22 protein-coding genes, 1 tRNA gene and 1 pseudogene are annotated in these 21,211 nt (G+C 67.4%); 10 read left to right on the top strand and 14 right to left on the bottom strand.

Features of this window, described 5'->3' with window-relative positions:
* Window positions 1-223: 223 nt before the first annotated feature.
* The gene (locus ALLO2_RS08145; protein ID WP_011435372.1) at window positions 224-889 is read left to right on the top strand and encodes a hypothetical protein; all 666 of its coding nucleotides are present in this window, start codon (window positions 224-226) and stop codon (window positions 887-889) included.
* A 915-nt stretch (window positions 890-1,804) separates the two neighbouring features.
* On the opposite strand, the gene ALLO2_RS27785 is transcribed toward ALLO2_RS08145, so the two are convergent.
* Window positions 1,805-1,939 carry a hypothetical protein gene (locus ALLO2_RS27785; protein ID WP_255361186.1) on the bottom strand — a complete coding sequence of 45 codons (135 nt, stop codon included), beginning with the start codon at window positions 1,937-1,939 and terminating at the stop codon, window positions 1,805-1,807.
* 499 nt (window positions 1,940-2,438) lie between these two features.
* On the opposite strand from ALLO2_RS27785, the gene ALLO2_RS27780 reads away from it, so the two are divergent.
* The 3 genes from ALLO2_RS27780 to ALLO2_RS08130 all read left to right on the top strand — a co-directional run bounded on the left by ALLO2_RS27780 (window position 2,439) and on the right by ALLO2_RS08130 (window position 4,704).
* On the top strand, window positions 2,439-2,567 hold the full coding sequence (locus ALLO2_RS27780; RefSeq protein ID WP_023841030.1) for a hypothetical protein: 129 nt from the start codon (window positions 2,439-2,441) through the stop codon (window positions 2,565-2,567).
* Window positions 2,568-2,868: 301 nt separating this feature from the next.
* Window positions 2,869-3,297, top strand: coding sequence for an ATP-binding protein (locus tag ALLO2_RS08135; RefSeq protein ID WP_035730929.1), 429 nt, complete (start codon window positions 2,869-2,871; stop codon window positions 3,295-3,297).
* A 63-nt stretch (window positions 3,298-3,360) separates the two neighbouring features.
* Complete coding sequence (locus ALLO2_RS08130) at window positions 3,361-4,704, top strand: YbhN family protein (RefSeq protein WP_035730927.1); 1,344 nt, start codon at window positions 3,361-3,363, stop codon at window positions 4,702-4,704.
* A 60-nt stretch (window positions 4,705-4,764) separates the two neighbouring features.
* Here the strand turns inward: ALLO2_RS08130 and ALLO2_RS08125 are convergent, their stop codons facing one another.
* Window positions 4,765-5,190 (bottom strand): DUF3618 domain-containing protein, encoded by a 426-nt coding sequence (locus tag ALLO2_RS08125; protein ID WP_035730926.1) that lies wholly within the window; start codon window positions 5,188-5,190, stop codon window positions 4,765-4,767.
* 453 nt (window positions 5,191-5,643) lie between these two features.
* Between ALLO2_RS08125 and ALLO2_RS08120 the strand changes: the two genes are divergently transcribed.
* From ALLO2_RS08120 to bcp, 4 genes are all read left to right on the top strand, one after another.
* A complete protein-coding gene (locus ALLO2_RS08120) occupies window positions 5,644-6,414 on the top strand; it encodes an SCO family protein (RefSeq protein WP_011435367.1) in 771 nt (256 codons plus the stop codon).
* Entirely contained in the window at window positions 6,411-6,977 is a 567-nt protein-coding gene (locus ALLO2_RS08115; protein ID WP_023841031.1) for a MauE/DoxX family redox-associated membrane protein, read from the top strand. Before ALLO2_RS08120 ends, ALLO2_RS08115 begins: the two co-directional genes overlap by 4 nt.
* Complete coding sequence (locus ALLO2_RS08110) at window positions 6,934-7,746, top strand: thioredoxin domain-containing protein (protein WP_011435365.1); 813 nt, start codon at window positions 6,934-6,936, stop codon at window positions 7,744-7,746. The genes ALLO2_RS08115 and ALLO2_RS08110 overlap by 44 nt, the downstream gene beginning before the upstream one ends.
* A gap of 154 nt (window positions 7,747-7,900) precedes the next feature.
* Window positions 7,901-8,392 carry a thioredoxin-dependent thiol peroxidase gene (gene bcp / locus ALLO2_RS08105; RefSeq protein WP_023841032.1) on the top strand — a complete coding sequence of 164 codons (492 nt, stop codon included), beginning with the start codon at window positions 7,901-7,903 and terminating at the stop codon, window positions 8,390-8,392.
* Between the two features lie 71 nt (window positions 8,393-8,463).
* Here bcp and ALLO2_RS08100 read toward each other — a convergent pair whose 3' ends face one another.
* Entirely contained in the window at window positions 8,464-8,976 is a 513-nt protein-coding gene (locus ALLO2_RS08100; RefSeq protein WP_011435363.1) for a hypothetical protein, read from the bottom strand.
* Window positions 8,977-9,403: 427 nt separating this feature from the next.
* Here ALLO2_RS08100 and ALLO2_RS08095 point away from each other — a divergent pair.
* Window positions 9,404-9,487 (top strand) — tRNA-Leu (locus tag ALLO2_RS08095).
* Window positions 9,488-10,187: 700 nt separating this feature from the next.
* Here ALLO2_RS08095 and ALLO2_RS28095 read toward each other — a convergent pair.
* The 11 genes and pseudogenes from ALLO2_RS28095 to ALLO2_RS08045 all read right to left on the bottom strand — a co-directional run.
* A pseudogene (locus tag ALLO2_RS28095) lies at window positions 10,188-11,204 on the bottom strand (recombinase family protein); the annotation flags it as partial.
* 18 nt (window positions 11,205-11,222) lie between these two features.
* On the bottom strand, window positions 11,223-11,888 hold the full coding sequence (locus tag ALLO2_RS08085; protein ID WP_011435361.1) for an ImmA/IrrE family metallo-endopeptidase: 666 nt from the start codon (window positions 11,886-11,888) through the stop codon (window positions 11,223-11,225).
* Between the two features lie 50 nt (window positions 11,889-11,938).
* A complete protein-coding gene (locus ALLO2_RS28090) occupies window positions 11,939-12,304 on the bottom strand; it encodes a helix-turn-helix domain-containing protein (RefSeq protein ID WP_035730921.1) in 366 nt (121 codons plus the stop codon).
* 89 nt (window positions 12,305-12,393) lie between these two features.
* Window positions 12,394-13,176: a replication-relaxation family protein gene (locus ALLO2_RS08075; protein WP_035730919.1), complete on the bottom strand. Its 783-nt coding sequence runs from the start codon at window positions 13,174-13,176 to the stop codon at window positions 12,394-12,396.
* Between the two features lie 157 nt (window positions 13,177-13,333).
* Complete coding sequence (locus ALLO2_RS08070; protein ID WP_011435358.1) at window positions 13,334-15,631, bottom strand: type IV secretory system conjugative DNA transfer family protein; 2,298 nt, start codon at window positions 15,629-15,631, stop codon at window positions 13,334-13,336.
* Window positions 15,632-15,970: 339 nt separating this feature from the next.
* Window positions 15,971-16,690 carry a hypothetical protein gene (locus ALLO2_RS08065; RefSeq protein WP_023841034.1) on the bottom strand — a complete coding sequence of 240 codons (720 nt, stop codon included), beginning with the start codon at window positions 16,688-16,690 and terminating at the stop codon, window positions 15,971-15,973.
* Between the two features lie 451 nt (window positions 16,691-17,141).
* Window positions 17,142-17,300 (bottom strand): hypothetical protein, encoded by a 159-nt coding sequence (locus ALLO2_RS25480; protein WP_023841036.1) that lies wholly within the window; start codon window positions 17,298-17,300, stop codon window positions 17,142-17,144.
* Window positions 17,301-17,479: 179 nt separating this feature from the next.
* Window positions 17,480-17,710 (bottom strand): hypothetical protein, encoded by a 231-nt coding sequence (locus tag ALLO2_RS08060; protein WP_011435356.1) that lies wholly within the window; start codon window positions 17,708-17,710, stop codon window positions 17,480-17,482.
* A complete protein-coding gene (locus ALLO2_RS27775; protein WP_023841037.1) occupies window positions 17,707-17,835 on the bottom strand; it encodes a hypothetical protein in 129 nt (42 codons plus the stop codon). Before ALLO2_RS27775 ends, ALLO2_RS08060 begins: the two co-directional genes overlap by 4 nt.
* On the bottom strand, window positions 17,828-18,028 hold the full coding sequence (locus ALLO2_RS08055; RefSeq protein WP_023841038.1) for a hypothetical protein: 201 nt from the start codon (window positions 18,026-18,028) through the stop codon (window positions 17,828-17,830). Before ALLO2_RS08055 ends, ALLO2_RS27775 begins: the two co-directional genes overlap by 8 nt.
* A gap of 233 nt (window positions 18,029-18,261) precedes the next feature.
* Window positions 18,262-18,552, bottom strand: a complete 291-nt coding sequence (locus tag ALLO2_RS08045) for a hypothetical protein (protein WP_011435354.1) — start codon at window positions 18,550-18,552, stop codon at window positions 18,262-18,264.
* A 186-nt stretch (window positions 18,553-18,738) separates the two neighbouring features.
* Between ALLO2_RS08045 and ALLO2_RS25475 the strand changes: the two genes are divergently transcribed.
* Window positions 18,739-19,281 (top strand): hypothetical protein, encoded by a 543-nt coding sequence (locus tag ALLO2_RS25475; RefSeq protein ID WP_131728909.1) that lies wholly within the window; start codon window positions 18,739-18,741, stop codon window positions 19,279-19,281.
* Window positions 19,282-21,211 lie beyond the last annotated feature (1,930 nt).

Genomic DNA, 21,211 nt, shown 5'->3' with positions numbered 1-21,211 from the left:
GGGTGACGGGACGCGACGAAGAACGCGATACCCCCACTTCGCCTTATCGGAGCAGAGCCAGCCGAACCTCCCCGGATGGGGAATGGTCTCCCAACGCGGTATAAGCTGCCGCCCATCGCCGCCCGGGCTGGCGCTGACGGGGGCGAGCCGGTCACCCCTCGATCGTCCGTTGGCGCCCAGGTAACCGTCGGCACGTAACGAACCTCAGGGATGGGGCACGATCATGGCACTGCGTATCAGCGTCGACCTCGATGGGCTACGGTGGGCCGATCTGTTCCGCTTCGTCGATCTCGCCCGCAGCGGCGGCATCAGCGCGGAGGACCAGGTTGACGTCATCACCTACGGCAGTGACCCGATGTCGGTCAGCCTGTCGGCCCGCATCTACCCGGCATCCGAGGGGTTCCTCTCCACGGAGCAGCCGGACACCTCCGGCGACAGCATGCGCGGCGCCCCGCTCTCGATCAGCCCCGGGGCCGGCAGTCCCAACGGCTCGGGGTTCGCCTACGACGGTCCCACCGACCGCGCGGCCTCGGCCAACGGTGCCCACTACCCGGCGTTCGACAACGCCGCGGACCGTGCGGTCCCGCAGAGCAGCAACGGCCTGCCGTCCTCCTACGGACCCGGGTACGACGGACCCGCCGAGCGGGGCGCTCAGGCGGCGGGGGGTGGGCACTATCCCGCGTTCGACGGCCAGCCCGACCGCATGCCGCCGGGTGCCGGCGGGCAGTTCGCGGGTTTCGAGCCGTTCGACCGGTCCGCGCCGGGCAAGGAGCCCGGAGGTGCCCCCGGGCAGGTCGAAAGTCCCTACATCGAGGAGTTCGCCAGGCTTCAGGAGGGTCTGATGCGGCAGGTCCGCCGCACGGACGAGGTCCGGCCGGACCGGTCCTGATCTGCGATCAGCGCCTCCCCGCGGCCACGCCGTCCGGACTCCGGCTCGGCATGACCATGCGGCCCGTCCCGGCGAACCCACTTCCCGCCCTCACCGCACGTAAGGGAGAGGGAACCATCAGCGGCGTCTGGCACCGCGAGTCAGAAACGGAACGTGAGTCANCGGTGACGGTGAACCCGAACGGGCTACACCCTTCGTGCCCGCTGGCCCGCTATGGTGCATGCTGCCGGTGATGGAGGATCCGCGCCTTGCTGACGTCGAGCAGTATCACGGGCGACTGCGCTCGGAGCTCGACGTCATCGCCCGTGGGCCGGTCCTGGTCGGCCCGAAGATCGTCGAGCATATTCACTCGCTGATCACCCTCATCGACCTTCATCAGCCGAATGAGTTCGACCTCTGCCTGAGCTGCGACCGTCTCTGGCCCTGCGCGTCGATCATCGCGATCACCGGCATGTCGCCGGGCGCCGCACCGGACAGCCGGGCGGTTGACGAGGCCAGGATGTTCCCTCCGGCTCGCCCCGCGGCCAGACCGCCCGCACCGCAGTCACCCCCGCCACCACAGTCACCCCCGCCACCACAGTCCCCCCCGCCACCACAGTCACCCCCGCCACCACAGTCACCGGTCAGGCCGCCTGTCCCGGTTCCTGGACAGTTCCCCGAGCCGATGCCCGGGGCGGCTGCCCACCTGCCCATGGGGTCCCCGGCAGACTCCGACCACCCGCCGTCCGGCGGATACTCCGACCGTTCGGGCTACCCGCCCCCGGCTGCCCATCCCGCCCAGCGGGGTGCTCCGCGGCCAACCGGTGCCCGGCCACGACTGCCCGGCGGGCGGCAACATGCTCCCAACGGATACTCCTCGGACCGGTATCCGACGGGCGGGTACCCCACGGACCGGGACCGGTCCGCCGCGGACGGCTACCCGCCGGCCGTAAACCCGTCGGTGGCCCGGGACGATGTCGTCGTGCCGTCATCCCGGCCCGCTCCCTCGATCTCCGGTCCGGTCGAGATGGCCACGGCCAGGGTCGAGACGCCGCGCTCGATGACCGGCACCGGAACCGGNCCAGGCGGCCCGTCGGACCCCGGTCCCGCGCTGCCGGGGCCCGGACGCCACCAGGGCCGGCCATCACCCCAGCCGGGGCCGACGCCGCCGGAATCCACCCGGTCGGGATCCATGCAGCCGGGATCCACACACCGCGGACAGCCCGACCGCGGACGGCCGGGCCCGGCCGAGTCCCCGGGACGCCCCGCGGGGAACGGGGCGAGAGCCTGGGCAGACCGTCCCCGAGCACCGCAGCGGCGCGCGGAACCGGGTGGGCAGCCGACGAGGGACCAGCCCGGCCCACGGCCCATCGGCCGTCCCGACCACCCCGGGCCGGCCTTCGATCGGAACCCGACCCCGCCCGACGGGCGCGCCCCGGACGGAACCGGTGGTGTACCGCATGGCTACGGTAGCCGGTACGCGCAACCTGGGATCGACCCGCCGAACTCGTCACACCCCGGTCGGGCTGCCATGCCGCGAACAGCCGCGCGAGCGGATGCGGATGCGGACATGGTGCCGTCCCCCCGCAGCGATCTGTCGGCGGCGGCGGCCCGCATCGACCAGACCGCGGTCGACGAGGTCACGCGGGCCTGGATGGCTCGCCGCGAGTCGGTGCTGGACGGCATCGACGTCATCTGACGCCATCCCCGACGTGGTCACCCGCCCGGCCGTCCCAGCGGGGCAGGCCGACCCGCCCCGCTGGGACGGCCTGCCACCCCGGCCCGGCACCCCGGCGGGGGAAGCGCCGATGCCGTCCTCGGCGCGTCGCGTCGCCCGGACGTCCCGGTCGCGGTATCCAGATGCGTCGCGTGGCCGTTGCCCGGCTCGACGACCACAGAGGGTCAGGTTTGGGGGGGCGGTCATGGTGGCAGTAACGCGACGCGGCAGACCCCCGCACCGGAACGACGACCGTGACTGACAACCCCCCGGAAGGTGAGGCGTGGCCGAAGCTCTCAGCGCNCGCTTCGNCCTGCCCGCCGATCCCCGCGCCGCCAGCCGAGCCCGCCGGCTGGTCACCGAGCTGCTCGCCGCTTGGGGCCGCCCGGAGACCGTCGAGGTCGCGCAGCTACTCGTCAGTGAGGTCGTGACGAACGCGGTGCGCTTCGTCGGCGCCCGCGCCGCCCTGTGCCTCACACTGTCCCTGCGCGACGACCGGATCCGCATCGCGGTCGACGACGGAAGCTCGCTGTGGCCGGTGCTGAAGCCCGCCCACGACGACGACGAGTCGGGCCGGGGCCTGCATCTGGTCGCCGCGCTGGCAATGCAGTGGGGTGTCGTCGAGGTACCGGACACCCGGGGGTCAGGCAAGCAGGTCTGGTTCGACCTGCCACGCCAACAGGATCCGATCGAGGCGGTCTGCGGCTCCTGACCAGGGCCGCCGACCGATTCCTCCCGAAGCGTCGTCGCGCGACTTCCGGTGGCCAGGTTGGCAATGAGACTGCTTCAGCTGCTGTTCAGCCAAGCCGCATACCGTCAAGCCGCGTACCGTGACGTACGTCTCCTCTGCATCACGACCGTGATCGCGCCTGTCGATCCTACGGGGGTAGTCATCGAGACTCCGGTCCTGCTCGGCGCTGTCAGCGCCGAGAGCGCCGCCGCGCCCGCGCCCCCGCTTCCACCGCCGGTGGTGCTGACCCGGCAGCTACTACGACGCCCCGGTGCCCACCCGGACGACAACTCCGACGACGTGGCTGCAACGACACCGAGCTCTACAACGAAACCGAGCTCTACAACGACACCGAGGGGCGAGCTCGTCGCATCCCCGGCCGGTGACGTCCACGTCTTCGCCGAACCGCTCGCGCTCCGTCTCGGACCGGTTCGATCGTCCCGGTCCCGGCGGCGCAACGTCCTGCTCGCCGGCGTGCTCGCCGTGCCCCTCACCATCCTGGCCGTGCGCTTCCGCGGCGACATGGCCTCACGGCTGGCCGGCGTTCCCACGCCCCGCTGGCACTGGCTCGTCATCTGCGCGCTCTCCTCGGTCCTGTTCTACTTCGCCAACGGCCTGTCCACGCGGGCGGCCAGCGGCCTGCGGATCGAGCTACGCACCGTGACCGGCCTGCAGGTCGCGGCAGCGGCGGCGAACCGGATCGTGCCCGCGGGTCTCGGGGCCATCGCGATCCATCTGCGTTTCCTGGAACGGCGCGGGATGACGCGTCCCGCGGCCCTGGCGGCCATCACGTCGATCAAGGTGGCCGGCGGGGTGGCGCACCTCGGGGGCATCGTCCTGGTCGCCGGCACCCTCAGCGACTCGGGCATCGGGGCTGCCGTGGCCAACCCGCTGCGGTCCACTGTCCAGGGGCTCGGGCCGGGGCCGTTCGTGCTCGGCTGTGGGGCGGTCTGCGCGCTCGTGACGGGCACCGTGGCCCATCCACGGATCCGGTCGAAGGCCCGGCCGGCGGTGCGGGCCTTCGACACCCATCTGAAGATCCTCGCCCGTTCCCCGTGCCGGGCTCTGCTGCTGCTGCTGTCCCAAACAGGGACACGCTTCTTCCAGATCCTCGCGCTCGCCTGCACGGTCTGGGCATTCGGCACCAGCATGACGTTGCTGTCCGTTGCCGCGGTCTACCTCANCGGCTCGATGGTAGCCGGCGCGGCGCCGACAGCCGGCGGCATCGGCGCGATCGAACCGGCACTGGCCTTCGGGCTCGCGGCCGCGGGCGGTACGGCGGCGTCCATGTTCACCGCGGTCCTCGTCTACCGCCTGATCAGCTTCTGGCTGCCGGTGCTGCCGGGGATCCTCATGCTGGCCTGGCTGCGCCGCACCGGCGACCTGTAGGCGGGGGCAGGGAGTCGGCGCGACCGGCCCGGGAGCGGCCCAGGCGGGCGGGCGGGCCGCTCACCCGCGCCGGGACGACCGGCGACGACGGCGATGACGGATCCCACCCACCAGGAGCAGCACACCTCCACCCACGAGAACGACCCGCTCCCAGCGCACCACCCGGACCACGGTGGCGCCGCCAGAGGGGCCGGGCNCCGCCCTGCCGTCCAGCGCNCCCCCGGTCAGCGTGCCCGCANCCCCCCGCCGGTCCACGCCATCGGCTCCGACGCCGGCTTCCAGTTCGGGAAGCGCCGGCCCCGGGCCGATCCCGAGGGCCGGACCGTACCTGTGGCGCAGTTCGGCGGTCTTCACCCGCAGCTGCATCTGGGCCCGCTCGGCGACGCGGCGCGGGCTGACGATCTCCGTGATGGAATCGATCGTCTCCGCCAGTTCGGCGCGGGTCTCTTCGATCTGTTGCTGGATCACGGCCGGGTCCTGCGGCACCGATGTCGCCCTCTCGTCCGTTGCGAATGGCGGACGCGCTCCCGCGGCTGGCGTCGATCGGCGTCGATGGACGCCACGGACATCTCCGTCGGGTGCGACCGGCCTGCAACGATCGTGCCAGACACATCNCCGCCCGGCGAGACNAAACCGCCAGTGGCGCGACACGTCACGCGGGCGCCCTGACGCGCGGCGTCTCGCCCCGTCCGGTCCCGGTCTCCGTACCGCGCAGCTGGCGCCGCAGACACCGCGCAGCTGGCGCCACAGGCGGAAGCAACCGCACACCGGAATCCGTCCGGCGGGACATTACGCTGAACGCTGTGCGCGACGGCCAGCGGTGCTCTGGCCCGGGTGGGAGTCGCCCCGGGCGACTCCCACCGTCAGCACCTGCCGCAGTCAGGCGGACACGTTTTCCGTGGCCCCGATCCGTCCTGCCCGGCCCTGCCCTGGAGCGTCATGTCCCCAGTCCACCATCCTCGTCACGACACGGGTTCCCGTCACGACGCCGGTTCCCCGCCTGGACAGTTCCCCCCGTCGCGCTCCCGGCGGCGCCGTCCGGCGCTGGCCGGAACCATTGCCACGGTCCTGGTCGCTTCCTCGATGGCGCTGCTCACCGCCTGCGCCGGCTCGGGAACCGACACCGGAGTGAAGATCGTCGATGTGGGCAACGGCGGCGACGGCAGCCTGCACGGCACCGTCCCGGCCAGGCGGCTGGCCAAGCCGGCCCTCAACCTCACCGACGCCGACGGCCGTCCCTTCGACCTGCGCACACGCACGCAGGGGAAGATCACTATGCTGTTCTTCGGCTACACCCACTGTCCGGACGTCTGCCCGACCACGATGGCGGACCTCGCGTCGGCACTCGGCGAGGTGAAACCGGACGTGCGTGACCAGGTGACGGTCGTCTTCGTGACGACCGACCCTGATCGGGATACGGGGGCGGTCCTCAGCCGTTGGCTTAAACAGTTCAACGCAACCTTCATCGGCGTCCGCGGCCCGTTCGACCGGATCCGTACCGAGGCCGAGGCCTTGGGCGTTCCCCTGGAGAAACCGGAGGTCCAGGCCGACGGCTCCGTTCTGGTCACCCATGGCGCCCAGGTCATCGTCTTCTCTCGGGATGACAGGATCCGCGCGCTGTACCTGGCGGGGACCAGCGTCCAGGAATACATCGACGACCTGCCCAAACTGACCGCCGAGCGGTCCGGATCAGAAGAAGCACGGTCTTGAATCCGATCACCTACAGCCTTGTCACCCCCATGCAGCCGGCCAGTCGCGCCGTCTCCACAGTGTTGCGCCTCGGCCTCGGCGTGGTCTGGCTGGTCGCCGGGCTGTTGAAGGTCAACGACCCGGACGGGATGGTGCGCTCCGTGCGGGCGTTCCGCATCCTGCCCGATGCCCTCGTGCAGCCGATCGCGTACGGCGTCCCGTTCCTGGAGATCGCCTTGGGGATGCTGCTCGTCGTGGGGCTCGCCGTGCGGCTGTCCGCCGTCGTGTCCGCGGTGATGTTCGCCGTCTACATCGCAGCGATCGCGTCGGCCGCCACCCGGGGGCTGCGGATCGACTGCGGCTGCTTCTCCTCTGGGGGTGATCTCACTGCCGACGCCCCGACGCACTACACCTCCGAGCTGATCCGCGACAGCCTGCTGCTCGCCGCCGCCGGGCTGCTGGCCTGGCGGCCGAGCGGCTACCTGGCGGTGGACCGTCTCCTCGACCAACCAGTGAACGATCTTTCCGGGAGTACCGCTGATGGCTGCGAAGTCGAAGAAGGCACCGTTGACAACCGGCGGTAGGGCCCCTGGCGGCGGCGCAAGGCCCGACGCGACCCCCCCGGCAAGTGGAGGCAAGACGGTCAGCGGACAGGAGCGACGGGCCAAGGCCGCGGCGGCGCGGGCCGCGGCGGCAGCGCGGGAACGGCGACGGCGGCGCGGCATCATCACCGGCGTGGTGCTGGCCGTTCTCGTCCTGGTCGGCGTGATTGGCTTCGCCGTCCAGAACTCCCGCGAGGAGTCGAAGCCGGTGGTCCTGCCAGCGAGCGCCACCGGCACCGATCACGGCATCGTCGTCGGCAAGGCGTCCGCGCCGGTCACCGTCGACCTGTACGAGGATTTCCAGTGCCCCATCTGCGGGACGCTGGAGAAGACAACCGGGCCGACCATCGGCAAGCTCCTTGACGACGGCAAAATCAAGATCGATTACCACATGATGTCGTTCATCGGGCCGGAGTCGAAGCGGGCAGCGAACGCGGCGGCGGCAGCCGCCAACGAGGGCAGGTTCCGGCAGTTGCACGATGTGCTGTACGCGAACCAGCCCGAGGAGCGCACCGGCGGCTTCACCAACGACACGCTCATCACGCTCGGAGCGAAAGCGGGGCTGACCTCGCAGGCGTACCGGAAAGCGGTCAACGAGGGGACCTACGACGGGTACGTCGCCAAGGTTGACGAGGACGCATCGAAGGCCGGCGTCACCGGCACGCCGACCGTCTTCGTCAACGGCAAGCGGCTGTCNGGGGAGCAGCTCACCCCGGAGGGCTTCCGCGCGGCGGTCGACGCGGCAGCCTGACCGGGCTCCTGAGCAGGGCAGCCTGAGCAGATGGGGGACCTGGGCACGGTCCACGGTGCACAGACCGTGCCCAGGTCCCCCGAACCTCGCCACGTTGGGGATCTGTCCGCCGGGGGTTTGCCGTCCCGCGCGGGCCACGGCTACTTTTCGGGCCATGACTGAGACCGCCAACGCCGCCCGTCTGGTCCCCGGCGACATCGCACCCGACTTCACCCTGCCCGACTCCGAGGGGAACGAGGTGTCCCTGGCGTCCTACCGGGGACGGCGGGTCGTCGTCTACTTCTATCCGGCCGCGTCGACCCCGGGGTGCACGAAGCAGGCCTGCGACTTCCGGGACAGCCTCGCCCAGCTCGACAACGCCGGCATCGACGTGCTCGGGATCTCTCCCGACAAGCCCGCCAAGCTGGTGAAGTTCCGCGACACGGAAGCCCTGACGTTCCCGCTGCTTTCCGACCCGGAGCGGAAGGTGCTCGCCGCGTACGGCGCCTTCGGCGAGAAGACAATGTACGGGAAGAAGACCATCGGCGTGATCCGCTCGACGTTCGTGATCGGCACGGACGGCACGATCGAGGTGGCGCAGTACAACGTCCGCGCGACCGGTCATGTCGCCAAGCTGCTGCGCGACCTGGGCCTCGCAGCCGCCTGACCGGGACCGTCCCTGAGGCGCCTGGCCGACCCATCCCGCAGGCTTCGTCGGCCGCTTCGTTGACGGCTTCGTCAGCTCGCCGGCCGCAGATCCCAGCCCAGCAGCACGTTCTCCGGACGGTGCGGATCGACCAGCACGGGGATACGACGCGGGCGGCCCGACGAAGCCGTCGCCGCCTCGCTCAGGTCGACGTCCGGGTCGGGAAGGACCGTGCTGCGCACCACCGGATACACGTTGCCCCACGCGCCGGGGCGTTCGATGAGCAGATGAACCTCGGCGACCGGCCTGCCGTTCACCCGCAGGCCCGTGTCACGGACCGCGCAGACGGCCGCGGTCGTCGCCCGACCGGTGTCGATGAGCTTCAACGCCCGGTTCCGTTCGAGGAGGGCACGCTGGGCGGCGTGGCGGGGGCCGGGGCCGACCAGCCGTTGGGCCTCGTTCCCGGTCTCGTTCCCGGCCCTGACGTTGGCCTCGGCCCTGATCTTGGCCCTGATCTTGGCCGGCGGGCTCTCGACCTGTGCCGGTGCCTCGCCGGTGGGCGGAACATCGGCGGGGGCGGAGCGCGGGACCTCGGTGAGGGTCATATGAATCGTCTCCCAGTCGTCCTGGCCAAACCGGCGCGAAACAACCCTGCCGCCGGTCGGATAGCCGTGCGAGTCAGGCTGACGACAACGGCCCTCTCACGGTTGTCGTCCCGACGACCGCGGGACGAGCCTCGGCGACCGGCGGCGTGAGCCCTCTGGACTGTCGATATCTGTCCGCCCTGGCGTCCACCAAACCCGGCCGATACCGGTAAACCTCGTGAATGGCTCACTACGAAGGTTCGTGGCCGGACTGGGGCAGCCTCCATGGCTACCCGCGGCTGCCCACGGTCGTCCACGGCTGCCCACNGTTGTCCGCGGTTGTCCACTGTTGTCCGCGGTTGTCCGCGGTCCTGGTGAGGATGCGGGGCATAACCCGGCGGGAGGCGGAGCGCCCCCCAGGTGAGGCGATCGCTACTCTGGAGGTGACGCGGGAGTGGCGGAATGGCAGACGCAGCAGACTTAGGATCTGCCGCCTTCGGGCGTGGGGGTTCAAGTCCCCCCTCCCGCACCAGAACCCCCGTACTTGAACACCCGCCCGAAAGAGCAGTGATCAAGAGGTCACGGTCAGAAAGATCATCGAGAGCGGCGTCATCCCCCTGGGGAGCGCCGCTTTGTCGTGCCGGGGCAACCTGGCGCTCCCGATCGGCCAGCACGCCGTCCACGGCTTCGGTGAGACTCCAGGCGCGGTGCGCCGAGACCGTGGCCGCGAACGGCTCCTTGAGGTCATCGGAGGTCACCACCGGCTCGCCTTGTACATCGACGTGCAGCTTGGTGAAGATCGCCATGTTGAGGACCTTGCGGGCACGGACACCCGCGCGCCGGTACAGTGTCTGCGGATCTTCGAGCAGCCGGAGCACGGTGGCCAGCACCTCGTGCCCGGTGTCCAGCGGCCGGTCGCTCTCGGCCAGCCGATCTTCCAGCCGGGTGCGCTCCTCGCGTACGGCACGGATCTTGGCTGTCAACTTCTCTTTGGGCCAGTCGGGATCGCCCACGAGGTCCAGCAGACCGTCCTCCCGGACGTCCAGCTCCTTGAGCTGCCGTTCGTACCGGGCCCGCAGGCGGCGACTGGCGTCCGAAGTGCTGGCCATCATCTCGTCGAGGTGGGCCTGGACCGTCGCGCGGAAGTCGGGCGTCAGCCGGACGTTGACGTAGAAGTCCTCGATGGCCCGTTCGACCCTGCTGACGGCCATGTATGGCAAGTCGCACTGGTGATCGAGCCGGCCCTGGCAGATGTAGTAGAAGTACCGGACGCCGCTCTTGCTCTTGCCAGGCATGATGATCAGCCGCCGTCGGCAACGGTCACACCAGACCAGACCCTTCAAGTAGTGATCATGAGTCCGGTGCCGCGTGCCGGCCCGCCGCTCGGCGTACAGCACCCGCTGTACCCGGTCGAAGAGCTCCTGGGAGATCAGCGGCTCGTGCCGCCCCTCGTACTCCTCGCCGTCGTAGCGGACGTAGCCGAGGTAGTAGCGGTCACGCAGCATCTCGCCAATCTTGTTGATCGAGATCGGGCGACTCGCCCACTGCTTCGTGGGCCGGGTCCTGAAGCCGGCCTCCGTCAGGGCGTCCCGGAGGGTATGGAAGTTGAACTTGCCCGTGGCGTACAGCTCGAAGGCCATGACCACGAACGGCGCGCGCTCCGGATCAAGCGCCACCGTGCGTACCTCGCGGCCCTCGAACTGCTCGCGGACGTTGAGGTAGCCCAAGGGCGCCACGCCGAGCGTGCCGCCCTTCTTGGCCTTCTGGCCCATCTTGTACTTGATGTCTTCGCCGCTGACGCGCACCTGGTACTCGTTGAAGACGGCGATCATGCCGTGCATCGCCTGGCCGGCTGGCGTGGTGTCGAGGTTCTTCTCGGTGGCCGAGTGGAGCTGCACGCCGAGCCGTTCGAGCGTCATCATCATGATCGCATCGTCGTAGCGGTTCCGCGCGAACCGCGACAGGGCGTAGACGAAGACGTGCTTGATGTGCCGGTCGGCCTTGATGCGGGCGATCATCTCCTGGAAGGCCGGCCGCTGGTCAATCGTCTTGCCGCTCTTCCCCGGGTCGATGTACTCGTCCACCAGGACGACGCCCAGCTCTCGGGCGCGCTGCTTACAGGCCACCCGCTGAGCCGGCAGCGAGATGCCTTCCGGGTCGTAGTCGGTATTGACCTGCCCGGAAGATGAGACGCGGTAGTAGGCGATGGCCTGCTCGCCGCGGATCGCTGGTGGTCTCTGGTTGATCACTCTTCCTCCTTTCTGCGATTAGGCTGCCACGTCGGGGCAGTCAGCCCCGAAGATCAAGGACGGTCCGTCCAGCCGGAAGTATTCCGAGGCTGGCCGCTCCTCCTCGTCCGTCAGGCCGAGGTACTTCAGACGAATCTGCATAGCCGACATCGACACCTTGAATTGCTCCGCGAGGGCTTCGAGGTCTTGGAGCCCGTTCACCCAGGCTCGTTTGAGCACCGTCCGCGGCATGAGGAAGCAGGCGGCGAAGTGATCGCACACCCGCTCGATCTGCCGCGCCCGATTCTCGGGCTTCCCGTACCCGAACTTGGCGTACATGATCTCGACCGCGGGATCGTCGATGAGGTGCTTCACCTCATGCGCCAGACTAAAACGCCGCCGGCCCACGGGGTCCTCGCGGTTTATGGTAAAAACCGTTCGACCATCGCGTCGCATATGCGTGACACCACCGACTTCCGAGGTCTCCGGTAGCTCAGCGATGGCCGACATCTCGTATCGCGGCTTCACCTGCACCTCGACGTTCGGCAGTTCGCTGATCTTGAAGACATCGACTGGAACTGCGCGGATGGCGAGGAGCTGGAGCAGTAGCGCTGCCTGCCGCTCCGCCAAGATCAGGGCCTCGCCCTGGGTGATGGCTCGCACCGGAATGATCTCCCGGACTCGTGTCAGAATGTCCTTGTTCAAGGCTTCCCCCTTTCTTGGTACGCCTTACATGTCAATGCTGGGATAGATAGCTACGTCTCGCGCGGGCCAGCCTCATACCTCTCTGCGATCCGGGTGACCGCGTCTTCGGCCTCCTGGATAGCTTCGTCTGGTAGGCCCGGGTAGGTCGCACGGAGATAGGCATGCAGTGGCGGGATAGCCCGAGGNACGGTCAGGCCGAGGNAGACAAGCAGTTCAGCCTGGTCGAGCTCCAAGGCGTGGGCAATGCGCTGCAACAGCTCAGCCGTTGGAGACGTCGTGTCGCCGTTTTCAATGCGGGAGATGTTGGAGGGGTGAACACCGACACGCCTGGCGAGCTGTACACCAGAAAGCTGTCGGTCAAGACGTGCACGCCGGATACGCTGTCCCAGCGGTTCGCGATGCCCAGCTTCACTCACGCCTCGGCCCTCCTTTCACATTGCCAGTATCCCTCTATCGTTGCAAGCTTGCAATACTTATCGTTGTNAATAGTTGACAATCATCAGGCTCATTCCCGCAGTACCCGCCCCACTTGTTTCACCGCTTCGTCAAAGAGCACAGCGGCAAGGAGCTGATCAGCCGGTGGCGGCAGCCGGGCGAGGATGTCCCGTACCACTTGAAGCCGGCGATCGTGCGGGACGGTCACCAGCACCCGCGGCGTGACGCCGTCCGGCCCGAGCTGACCGGCACCGGCGAAGTCGACGTAGCGCCGCAGCTTCCGGTACAACGTCTCGGGTGACTCGGTGGCCCGGTCCACCTCCACAAGCCAGGAGTCCTCGACGTCACCGAACGCCACGCAGGCCGAGGCGTCCGGCTTCACGAGGCCGCCAGCCCCATCCGGCCACCAGGCCCCAGCCTCGGCCGCGAAACGGGTCAGCGTCAGCCGGCCGGCCCGTTCCGCTTCCACGAGCTGGACGTACAGCTCGGAGATCGCCAGTGTGTGCTTCAGGAAGGACTGGCCGGGCGTCCACGGTCGCCGCGCCCGCGTCGGCAGACCTACCGCATCGGCATGGAGCAACGGCAAGGCCCGTTGGCCGGCGACGCCGAGGGCGTAGACGTATCCCGCGCTGCCGGAACGGGCGCCGCCGACCGCGCGGTCCAGCGGGGCGACAAGGTCATGGCCGGCGAGTCGGGCTAGTACTCCGCGCCGGGTGCGGTCACGCGATGTAGCAGTGAGATCATGAAAATGCAGTCGGGTGAGCTGTGCGCCGCTGAGCACCCGCACCTTGCCGACGTCGTACAGGATGGCTCGGTCCCGGTCGCTGAGCTGATCGACCAGCAGCTCGATCATGGCCGGTGAGTGGCGGGCGGCGGNCATAGGNGACCTCCNTAGGGGNGGNCATGTGTCACTGGACGAAGAGGATAAGAATGCCGGCAGGACAGCGGAAACAGCCGGGCTGTGGTCGACGGGATCGGGTGGGCGAGCGGTGGGGCGAACGGGTGGGTGGTCATGCTGTGCCCCCTCGCCGACGGCGGCCGATGGTCCCGCCGGTGCCGGTCTCGTCCGGGCGGCCGACACGGGCGCGCAAAGCCGCTTCGACGTCCTCGCGGGCCGTGCCGAAGCGCTGGCGGCTGGCTTCGGCCAAGTCCCGGCCGTCACGCAGTGCATCCGGTAGCGGCAACGTCTTCCCGGTCACCGGCCGATACGTGGTGTTGTTGATGTTGAGCCGGAGCGCCACCTCGTACGCGCTCAGGCCCATGAGGTCGTCCCGGGTCAGGGGCGCGAACCGTTGGGCCATCTTCTGGGCGTCGTCGTAGTCGAGTTGGAAGACGACCGACGAGCGCACCGTCCCCAGTACCGCCGACTTGATGGCGTCCGAGAGCTGGCCGAGCTGCTGGTTCGCCAGCGTCAGCCCGACACCGAGGCCGCGGGCCTGAGCCAGCATGTCGGCGATGTCCAGTGGCAGCCGCAGGACATCCTGGAATTCATCTACGTGGACCATGACCGGCCGCCGCTGCTCGGCGGGCACGGCGGCCCGTGCCAGGGTGCGCTGCCAGAAGAGGGCCACCAACAGCGCGCCGAGCAACTGCGCCGTGTCGGTGCCGATGACGCCCTTGTACAGCGGGGCCAGCACGATGCGGCGTTTGGTGAACAGTTCGGTGAGGTCGAAGCCCTGGCTCTGCCCCAGCATGAGGCGCAACGGCGAACGGGTCAGGATGGCCCGCAGCTTGTTCATGGCTGGCCCGATGACCTGCAAGCGCTGGACGTCGCTCATCTCCTCGTAGGCGTGCCAGAAGGGTCGGACCCCGGCCGGCACACTCGGCTGGTTGGTCACGGAGCGGCGAAATGTCGGATTCATTAGCAATTCTGGGACCTCGGCCAGGGTGAAGGCTGAGCCGTCCGCGGCCGTGGTGTGCGTCAATGTCAACAGGGAGCTGCGCAAGACGTCCGTGGTCCGCGGGCCGAACGAGCTGCGCCACAGCTCGGCCATGATGTGCACCACGTTGTCTACGGCCAGTTCCTTGTCCTGCTCCGTGCGCAGGCCCCCGAAGAGGTTGAAGCCCACCGGCCGGGCGGTGGCCGATGGGTCGAGCACTACGACGTCGTCCGCCCGTTCCTCCGGCACGCGGGCCAGGAAGTCGTCCACCAGGTCGCCCTTGGGGTCGATCAGCAGGACGGCGAGGCCGGCGGCGGCATCCTGGAGCGCCACGTTGTCGATCAGGGTGGACTTCCCGACGCCGGTCGGCCCCAAGAGGTAGAGGTGGCGCAGCCGGTCCGGCGTCCGCATCGCCAGGGGTACGGCCTCGCTGCCGTAGTTGCTCTGCGCCAGTATCGTGCCGGTGCGGGGCATCCCCGGTGACGGAGCCAGGAGGCGGCTACCGCCCTGCGGCATGCCCGGCAGCGACACCGAACCCAGCAGAAAACCGACCAGGCTCGGTAGTTCGACACTGCTGAGTAGCAGCGGCCAGCGGGTCAACGGCAGCGCCCGCCGTTCCATCCGCCGGGCCACGATGTCGGCCGGCAGCCAGCGGCGCACCATGCTGACGCCCGGGGCGTTCGGCCCGTGCAGCGTCGACCAGGTACGCGCCAGCAAGGTCTTGGCCCGCCGGTGATCGGCCGCCACGACTCCAACCCGGGCTACGGCGTGCAGCAGCGGATCGGCTTCCTTGGTGCGCTGGGCGCGTACAGCTTCGGCATTGGCCGGCACCGTGCCCTCCACGAGGTAGGTACTCCACCAGCCGTCGCCGGCACGGGCCGAGGCGCTGTGCACCGGAGCGCTGTTCCCGGCGCTGGTCAGCGCCCACTGCACCCGTACTTCCTCGCCCGAACGCAGCGGCTGAAGCGACGACAGGTGGCTGGCCGTGATGCTCTCGGCTCGATCGCGCGACAGCGGCCGGCGGCGGGAGGTCATGGTCAGTTCGCCGGCAATCCGGCAACGCAGCTGGCGGTCCAGGAACTCCGGGGCGGCTTCCAGCCTGGCGCTGGGCAAGCCCGCCCGGATCGTGTTCAGCAGACGGGCCTCGGCAGCCTTCGGCAGCAGCACGTAGTGCGTGATCCCCTGCTGGGTGGCCACGATCTCTAGGCCCAGCGGCGGCAGAACCAGCAGCGACCAGCGCGGCGCTTGGGTTGCTGCGGCAACCAGCGCCAGCCACTGAGCTACGTCGTCGGGCTTGAGGTCGAACGGGATGGTCAAGCGGTAGGCCACCAGGGACGTCCGCCAGCGCCGGGCGTCGAGCGCCCGCATCCCGATGATGGTCCCGAGCACCAAGAGGGTGCTGGCCGCCACGACGATGGCCGGGATCACGGGCGGGCCTCCGTCTCGCTTCGGCCGCTGGCCGTCCCGACCATGAACCGGGCCGCCTGGTTCGGCATCCGGGCGCCGGAACCAATAGCAATGCTGGCCCTGGGTGCACGGCGCACCCGGACTGTTTCTTGTCCTGTCATACGTTTCCTTTACTAACTGGTTGGATTTCAGGTGTCGCGGGCGGCAAACCTGCCGAGGGCGGCCTTGATGCTGGCCGGCAGTGTGGCGACGGACCCTATTTCTCCTTATGCTCGCCGCAAAAGCGGGCTGTCAAGCGCGAAATAGGCCGCCCGGTATTTGTACCTCTGGTAGATCCGTAGCGAATTCCGCAACGTCCGCCTACTGGTTCCGGCGCTCGGCCCGGATGGTCCGGACCAGTTGTCCGGCTACGGCATTGGAGATCCGTAGCTCCTCGCGCAGGGCATCGCGGGTAATCGGCCGCCCGGTGGCCTTGCGGTGCGCGGCATCGGCCTGGCGCGCCCGGCGCACAAGGGCGGGAGCCAGGACCGTCTGCGGACGCGGCCGGTCCGGGACCTCGGCCTCGGTCGTCCCGTCATCGTCCCGGATGGCCGGGACGGCGGGAGATGGACCGTCCGGGACGGCCGGCTGGTGTAGCAGCGCCAAGAGGCGCGGCGCGACCTCGCTCCATCCGATGAGCAGGCCGGGGGCTATAGCGTCGAAGGCTGCCCGTCCCCAAGCACCGTCCAGCAGCGGCTTGGTGGTGTTGAGGGCGAAGGTCATGAGGCCGCAGAGCACGAGCAGGAGCCGGGGACCGACCAATCGTCCCGGTGCGCCGTTGGCCCGCAGATACTGCACCGCGGCCAGCAGCGCCATGACCGACAGATCGACGGCCGGGGCCACCAAGGGTGCCGTCCAGCCGGGGACGCCCAACTGGAGGCCGAGCGACCAGCCGCTGCCGAAGCCAAAGGCGAACGCCAGGACGGCGATGACGAAGACCACGCCCGTGATGCCGTGCCGCACCGCCACAGCCGTCCGTCCGGTGAACGGCGTGGCGCTGCCCACAGAATCCGACCCCGTTTTGGGTTCGGTCCTGTCCATGCTTGTAATGACGCTCCTCTGAAGAGTAGAAAGGAATACATCCGCCAGGAGAATCGGTTCGGCGGTTAGATCGCCGGGCCGTCGGCACTCTGGCCGGTCGCTGGCGGGGGCGGGGNGCGTACCTCGTCCCCTTCTTGTTCCTCGATATCCCGGCACGCCAGCAGAAGCGCCTGGATAAATAGTTCTACATCGATGTCCTTCCGGGGCTTCCCACGTACCCGGATCTTGTCGCCTTTTACCATAGACCTCCTTGTAGTTGCACCTCTTGTTGGCGTCGCGCGAACGGCATACGCGCCGCAAACGATCCGGAAGTCCGACCGGCCATGATGGGCGACACCCCCCCACTTCTCCTTATGCGCGCGACAAGATCGCATTGTCAAGGAAGAAATAGATGACGCCCACGACGNCCCCTGCTGAAACTGTGNAAAACNCGCTGCCGGCGCCTGGCCGTCTATCGGCGCCGCAGCACGAGCCACACCACGGCTCCCACGGCCGCCGCGATGGCGCCCGGGATGACCAGCGGCTGGATTGCCTCGTAGGCGACCCGTAGGGCGATGCAGAGCACGGTGAACGCCACGATGGCTTTCACCACCGGCGAGTCCCAATCCATCTACGTAGAGTCCTTTCTCTCCCGGTTGGAAATGCGGTACCGCCTACAGCGTCACGTCGCTGTCGACTTCGTCGCCCCAGACCGAAAACTCCTTTCACCTGGCGGCAGGCATGGCTATCGCCAGCCTGCCGCCAGGTGGGACAGGGATTAGTGAATGGGGAATCGGCGAGGGAGCCGGCCTACGCCGGCCGATAATCCTCGTGGTTCTCGGCCATCAGCGGCAGGATGTCCACATTGGCCAGTGCCTCGCCCAGCCGGACGGCCGCGGCCTTCCGGCGGGCCTTCTCTTCGCCGTAGCAGCTCATGAAGAGGGTCTGGTACGAGTCGGTCAGGACCGAAATGGTCTCCGACCGCAGCGCCTCCAGCGGCACGCGGACCACCACCTCGTCGTGGAGCCGGCGCGTGCTCACTGCTTGCCCTTCGAGCGCTTGCGGGACGGAGTGCCCATGGTCGACCGGGCATCCCGAACCCACTGGTAGAGCCGGCCCGCCCAGAAGGCCACGAAGATCAGCACAACCAAGATGAGGTCAGTCATCGGGGTGGCTCCGCTCGTCAGAGTCACGCGGCGTCTCCGAGGCTCGTGCCCGTCGGCGCTCAAGCTCCTTCTGCGCCACGCGAATCGTGTTTTCCCTGTCCAGCCGACTGATCCAGAGGCACTGGACGAACACGACGCACACCAGGAGGAGCAGAACTGCGCCGAGGGCGATCAGGGTGATCTGCGTGATCACTGACCCCACCTGCCNCCCTGGTTGCGGGCGTGGAAGAAGGCGGCCCGCCGCATGCGCTCCTCCGCACGCCGCGTCTCCTCCCGGATGTCGTTCATGGCCGCCTGCGCGGTGTCCTGGATGTGACGGGCACGAAGCCAGGGCATCCCGGCCTCCCGCGCCGTCTTCCAGGCGTACGCGATGCCGCAGGCGCCCATGACCGCCAGGACCACGAGAATCACGATCAGCGCGGCCACTCAGCTCACCTCCGAGCCGAAGCGGTGCACGATGCGGGCGAGGTTCATGTTGGTCGTGTTCGCGATGAGGTCCAGGGCCTCCTTCGCGTCCGGCGCAGCCGCCTCCAGCTGACCGCGCACCCGCATCAGGTAGGCCGCCTCCGACATCGCCGCCTCGGTGACGCTGGACACCGCACGCAGCACGGCCTGCTCGTGCACGACCGCGCCGTTGAGCCGCACCAGGGCCTTGGCTGTTTCGCGGGGAATCGGTGTACCGCCTCCACCGCGCGGAACGAGACTGCTTCCGCTCATGTCACTCCCTTTCTCGACGCCGGGACCCATTTCCCAGCAGACGAGAGGAAGCTATGGATCAGCCGCATGTCCGGGAAAGATGGTTACTGGACAAGTTGCCGGACAAGGGGTGTCCGGCAACTCGAAGCTCCATAATTTGAAAGATCATTGACCGCAGCAACCCGCCGTGTTTAAATCAGTAAAGAAATGACCGAATTGCCACCACAGCCCGAATTCTTCGCGCCGTTGCCCGAGCGCGAGTCGGGTTCTGAGCGCCAACTATTTGACCTCGATAGCATGACCGATACCGAGGTTACGGTGCTCGCCGAAGCATTGGGCTGGGCAGGATATGAGATGAGCCCGGAAGGCGAAGCGGCCGCTGACAGACTTACCGCCGTTCTGGTGGGCGCTGTGGTTCAACTTGCGGAGCGTGAACCGTCGCGTGGAAAAGAACTTATTTGCCGCTGGGCAAACAGCGGTAACGGTCATCAACGGACGACTGCCGTGGATTGCGCCGTAGGGCTGGCCGAATTTGACTACCCGTTCGCGAGAAAACTCATCGCCTACGTGGGCGGCACGCCGAGCGCTGGGATTTCCGGTGATTCCGCTATGTTCGCGGCAGCAGAGATTAGGGAACGCGGAAACGCGGAACAGGCTGCCGACCTTGAATCGGAAGCCTCGGGGTCCTTCTCTCGGCTACCTGACGGTGCGAGGTTGACTCCCAACGGCATCCAGATCGGTCAGCCGTAGACAGCCGTTTGCCTTCGGTACGGATGTAGGCCATCATGGGTCGGTGAAGTCAGATAAAGACCAGCTCGCGGACGAACTCAACGAAGTAGCGCGACGCTCGATCCCACACACTTTCACGCGGCACTTCCAAAGTCCGCCGCTTGCGATCCCGATGCTGCGTCGTANCCTCGATAGCCGCGATCCTGGCCTTTTTACACAGAACCCGGGACGCGCGCTGCGGGTCCTTATTGATCAAGCAGTCGCTCAGCTTGAGGCTGCTCCCATGGCACGCCTTCAGGACAAATTCACCTGGCGTGAGCTCGGTGCAGAAATATTTGCAGATAGCAACAAGTCGTACAGCGAAACGTTCCAGGAGATCCGGACGGGTTGCGGCGAGCCCCTCCTATCAGAGAAAACCGTTCAGCGCGCAATTGAAGATCTCCGTGACAGGCTGGCGGCCATCCTGCAGCGGATGGAAATCTCCGATCGGCATTTCGTACTTGCCGAAGATCCGGAATATGTTTCGCGACCGGATCTTGAGAAGAGGTTTTCTGAGGTGCTTTCCTCTGGAGAGCGTCTGGTTCTGATTCACGGTGAGGCGGGTACCGGAAAAACCACACTGGCGCTCCACCTGACTCGGAGTTTCCTTCGGTTTGCGGCGCACGACTGGATTCCGGTCATACCCTTTCAAGAAGGGGGTAAGGGGCCAGTCGAAGATTCATTCCGCGAGATGCTTGATCGTCACGGATTTGCGGTTTCGGATGTCGGCGTAAGTGAGCTAGTTGTAACCTTCAGAAAACTCGTCACCAGTGAAACACCGCCACCGGTCGTTGTACTCGACAACATAGACTCTCGTACTGAACTGGAGAGATTCGTGCCGCCGGGAGTGCGGTCACGGATAATTATTACCAGTCGAAAGAATCTCGACAGCAAAGTGGTAAACATCGCGCCAATCGAAGTCATGAATATGGCGAACGATGAGGCTGTTCAGCTAGTTTCCCTGCACAGTCAAGGGTTGCAGGAGGATGGTAAAAAATATCTTGCTGAGGCGCTAGACTTCAGGCCGCTCGCGATAGTGCACGGATGCGCCTGTCTGATAAACGCTCCTTACAATGGTGATCTCACAGCCTTCCTTGAAAGTCTGCGCGAGAATGTAGCGGTCGTGCTAGAGAGCTACGGCGACGACGAGGATACGACGATCACAGCGATCTACCGCATGATTGTCGACGCCCTGAAGCGCCAGCCGCAGTATGTGCTTCTTGCACTCGACCTGGTGATCCTTGCGTACCCCGTGCGCTCTGTCCAGGAAGCTCTGCGTCTATCGTGGCCGCCATCGGACGTGGTCGAAGGCCAAATCAGCAAAGAGCTAAATCTCGAAGATGAGGCAATCCTTAGCAAAGGCCTGCGAATCATCGAACGCTGGAACCTAGTACACCCAAACGCGCTACCATTCCTCCATATACACAGTCTGACACGTGAACTCGTTGCCTCGATCCGAGGCGACGCACTGGCTGCCGTCGCCGTGCAAGCCTATAGAGTAGCATCACATCGACTTAATTTGTCATCTTGGATGGGCGGTGCACCGATTCCTTCCTCCTGGCCGCAAGAAGTCGAGTACATGCTCGCGAGCTTCGATATTTCGGCTCGCGGCTCGGCGGTCAGAACTGGCATTGCCTTCTCGCAAGGGGACGAGACAGATCCGCTATGCCAAGTGCCGGCACTTTTTCTCCGCCGTGGAAGGCAGCGCGAAGAGATGTCAGCGGAGGCCGTCAATGGCGCCCGGTCGGTCCTATCTGAACCCTGGTCCCGGCGCTTCACGGCCCTTGAGACTGAAGCACTCGAACTCGGAATCCTTGATGAGGTCGGAGATGTTCTCAATACGGTGCGTGCGCGTCGACCTGATGCGTATGTGTACGAGGCGCTTCTATCGAGCGATCTCAGGCCGCTAACC

Source organism: Frankia sp. Allo2 (assembly GCF_000733325.1).
Taxonomy (GTDB): domain Bacteria; phylum Actinomycetota; class Actinomycetes; order Frankiales; family Frankiaceae; genus Frankia; species Frankia casuarinae.
This window is presented reverse-complemented; position numbering and strand designations above follow the sequence as displayed.

Bases quoted from the DNA above. Each gene is read 5' to 3' on its own strand.
- ALLO2_RS27780 (WP_023841030.1), top strand. From the start codon at position 2,439: ATGGTGCCGTCCCCCCGCAGCGATCTGTCGGCGGCGGCGGCCCGCATC.
- ALLO2_RS08120 (WP_011435367.1), top strand. From the start codon at position 5,644: ATGTCCCCAGTCCACCATCCTCGTCACGACACGGGTTCCCGTCACGAC.
- ALLO2_RS25475 (WP_131728909.1), top strand. From the start codon at position 18,739: ATGACCGAATTGCCACCACAGCCCGAATTCTTCGCGCCGTTGCCCGAG.
- ALLO2_RS08100 (WP_011435363.1), bottom strand. From the start codon at position 8,976: ATGACCCTCACCGAGGTCCCGCGCTCCGCCCCCGCCGATGTTCCGCCC.
- ALLO2_RS27775 (WP_023841037.1), bottom strand. From the start codon at position 17,835: ATGACTGACCTCATCTTGGTTGTGCTGATCTTCGTGGCCTTCTGGGCG.
- ALLO2_RS08145 (WP_011435372.1), top strand. From the start codon at position 224: ATGGCACTGCGTATCAGCGTCGACCTCGATGGGCTACGGTGGGCCGAT.
- ALLO2_RS25480 (WP_023841036.1), bottom strand. From the start codon at position 17,300: ATGGATTGGGACTCGCCGGTGGTGAAAGCCATCGTGGCGTTCACCGTG.
- ALLO2_RS08045 (WP_011435354.1), bottom strand. From the start codon at position 18,552: ATGAGCGGAAGCAGTCTCGTTCCGCGCGGTGGAGGCGGTACACCGATT.
- bcp (WP_023841032.1), top strand. From the start codon at position 7,901: ATGACTGAGACCGCCAACGCCGCCCGTCTGGTCCCCGGCGACATCGCA.
- ALLO2_RS08075 (WP_035730919.1), bottom strand. From the start codon at position 13,176: ATGATCGAGCTGCTGGTCGATCAGCTCAGCGACCGGGACCGAGCCATC.
- ALLO2_RS08065 (WP_023841034.1), bottom strand. From the start codon at position 16,690: ATGGACAGGACCGAACCCAAAACGGGGTCGGATTCTGTGGGCAGCGCC.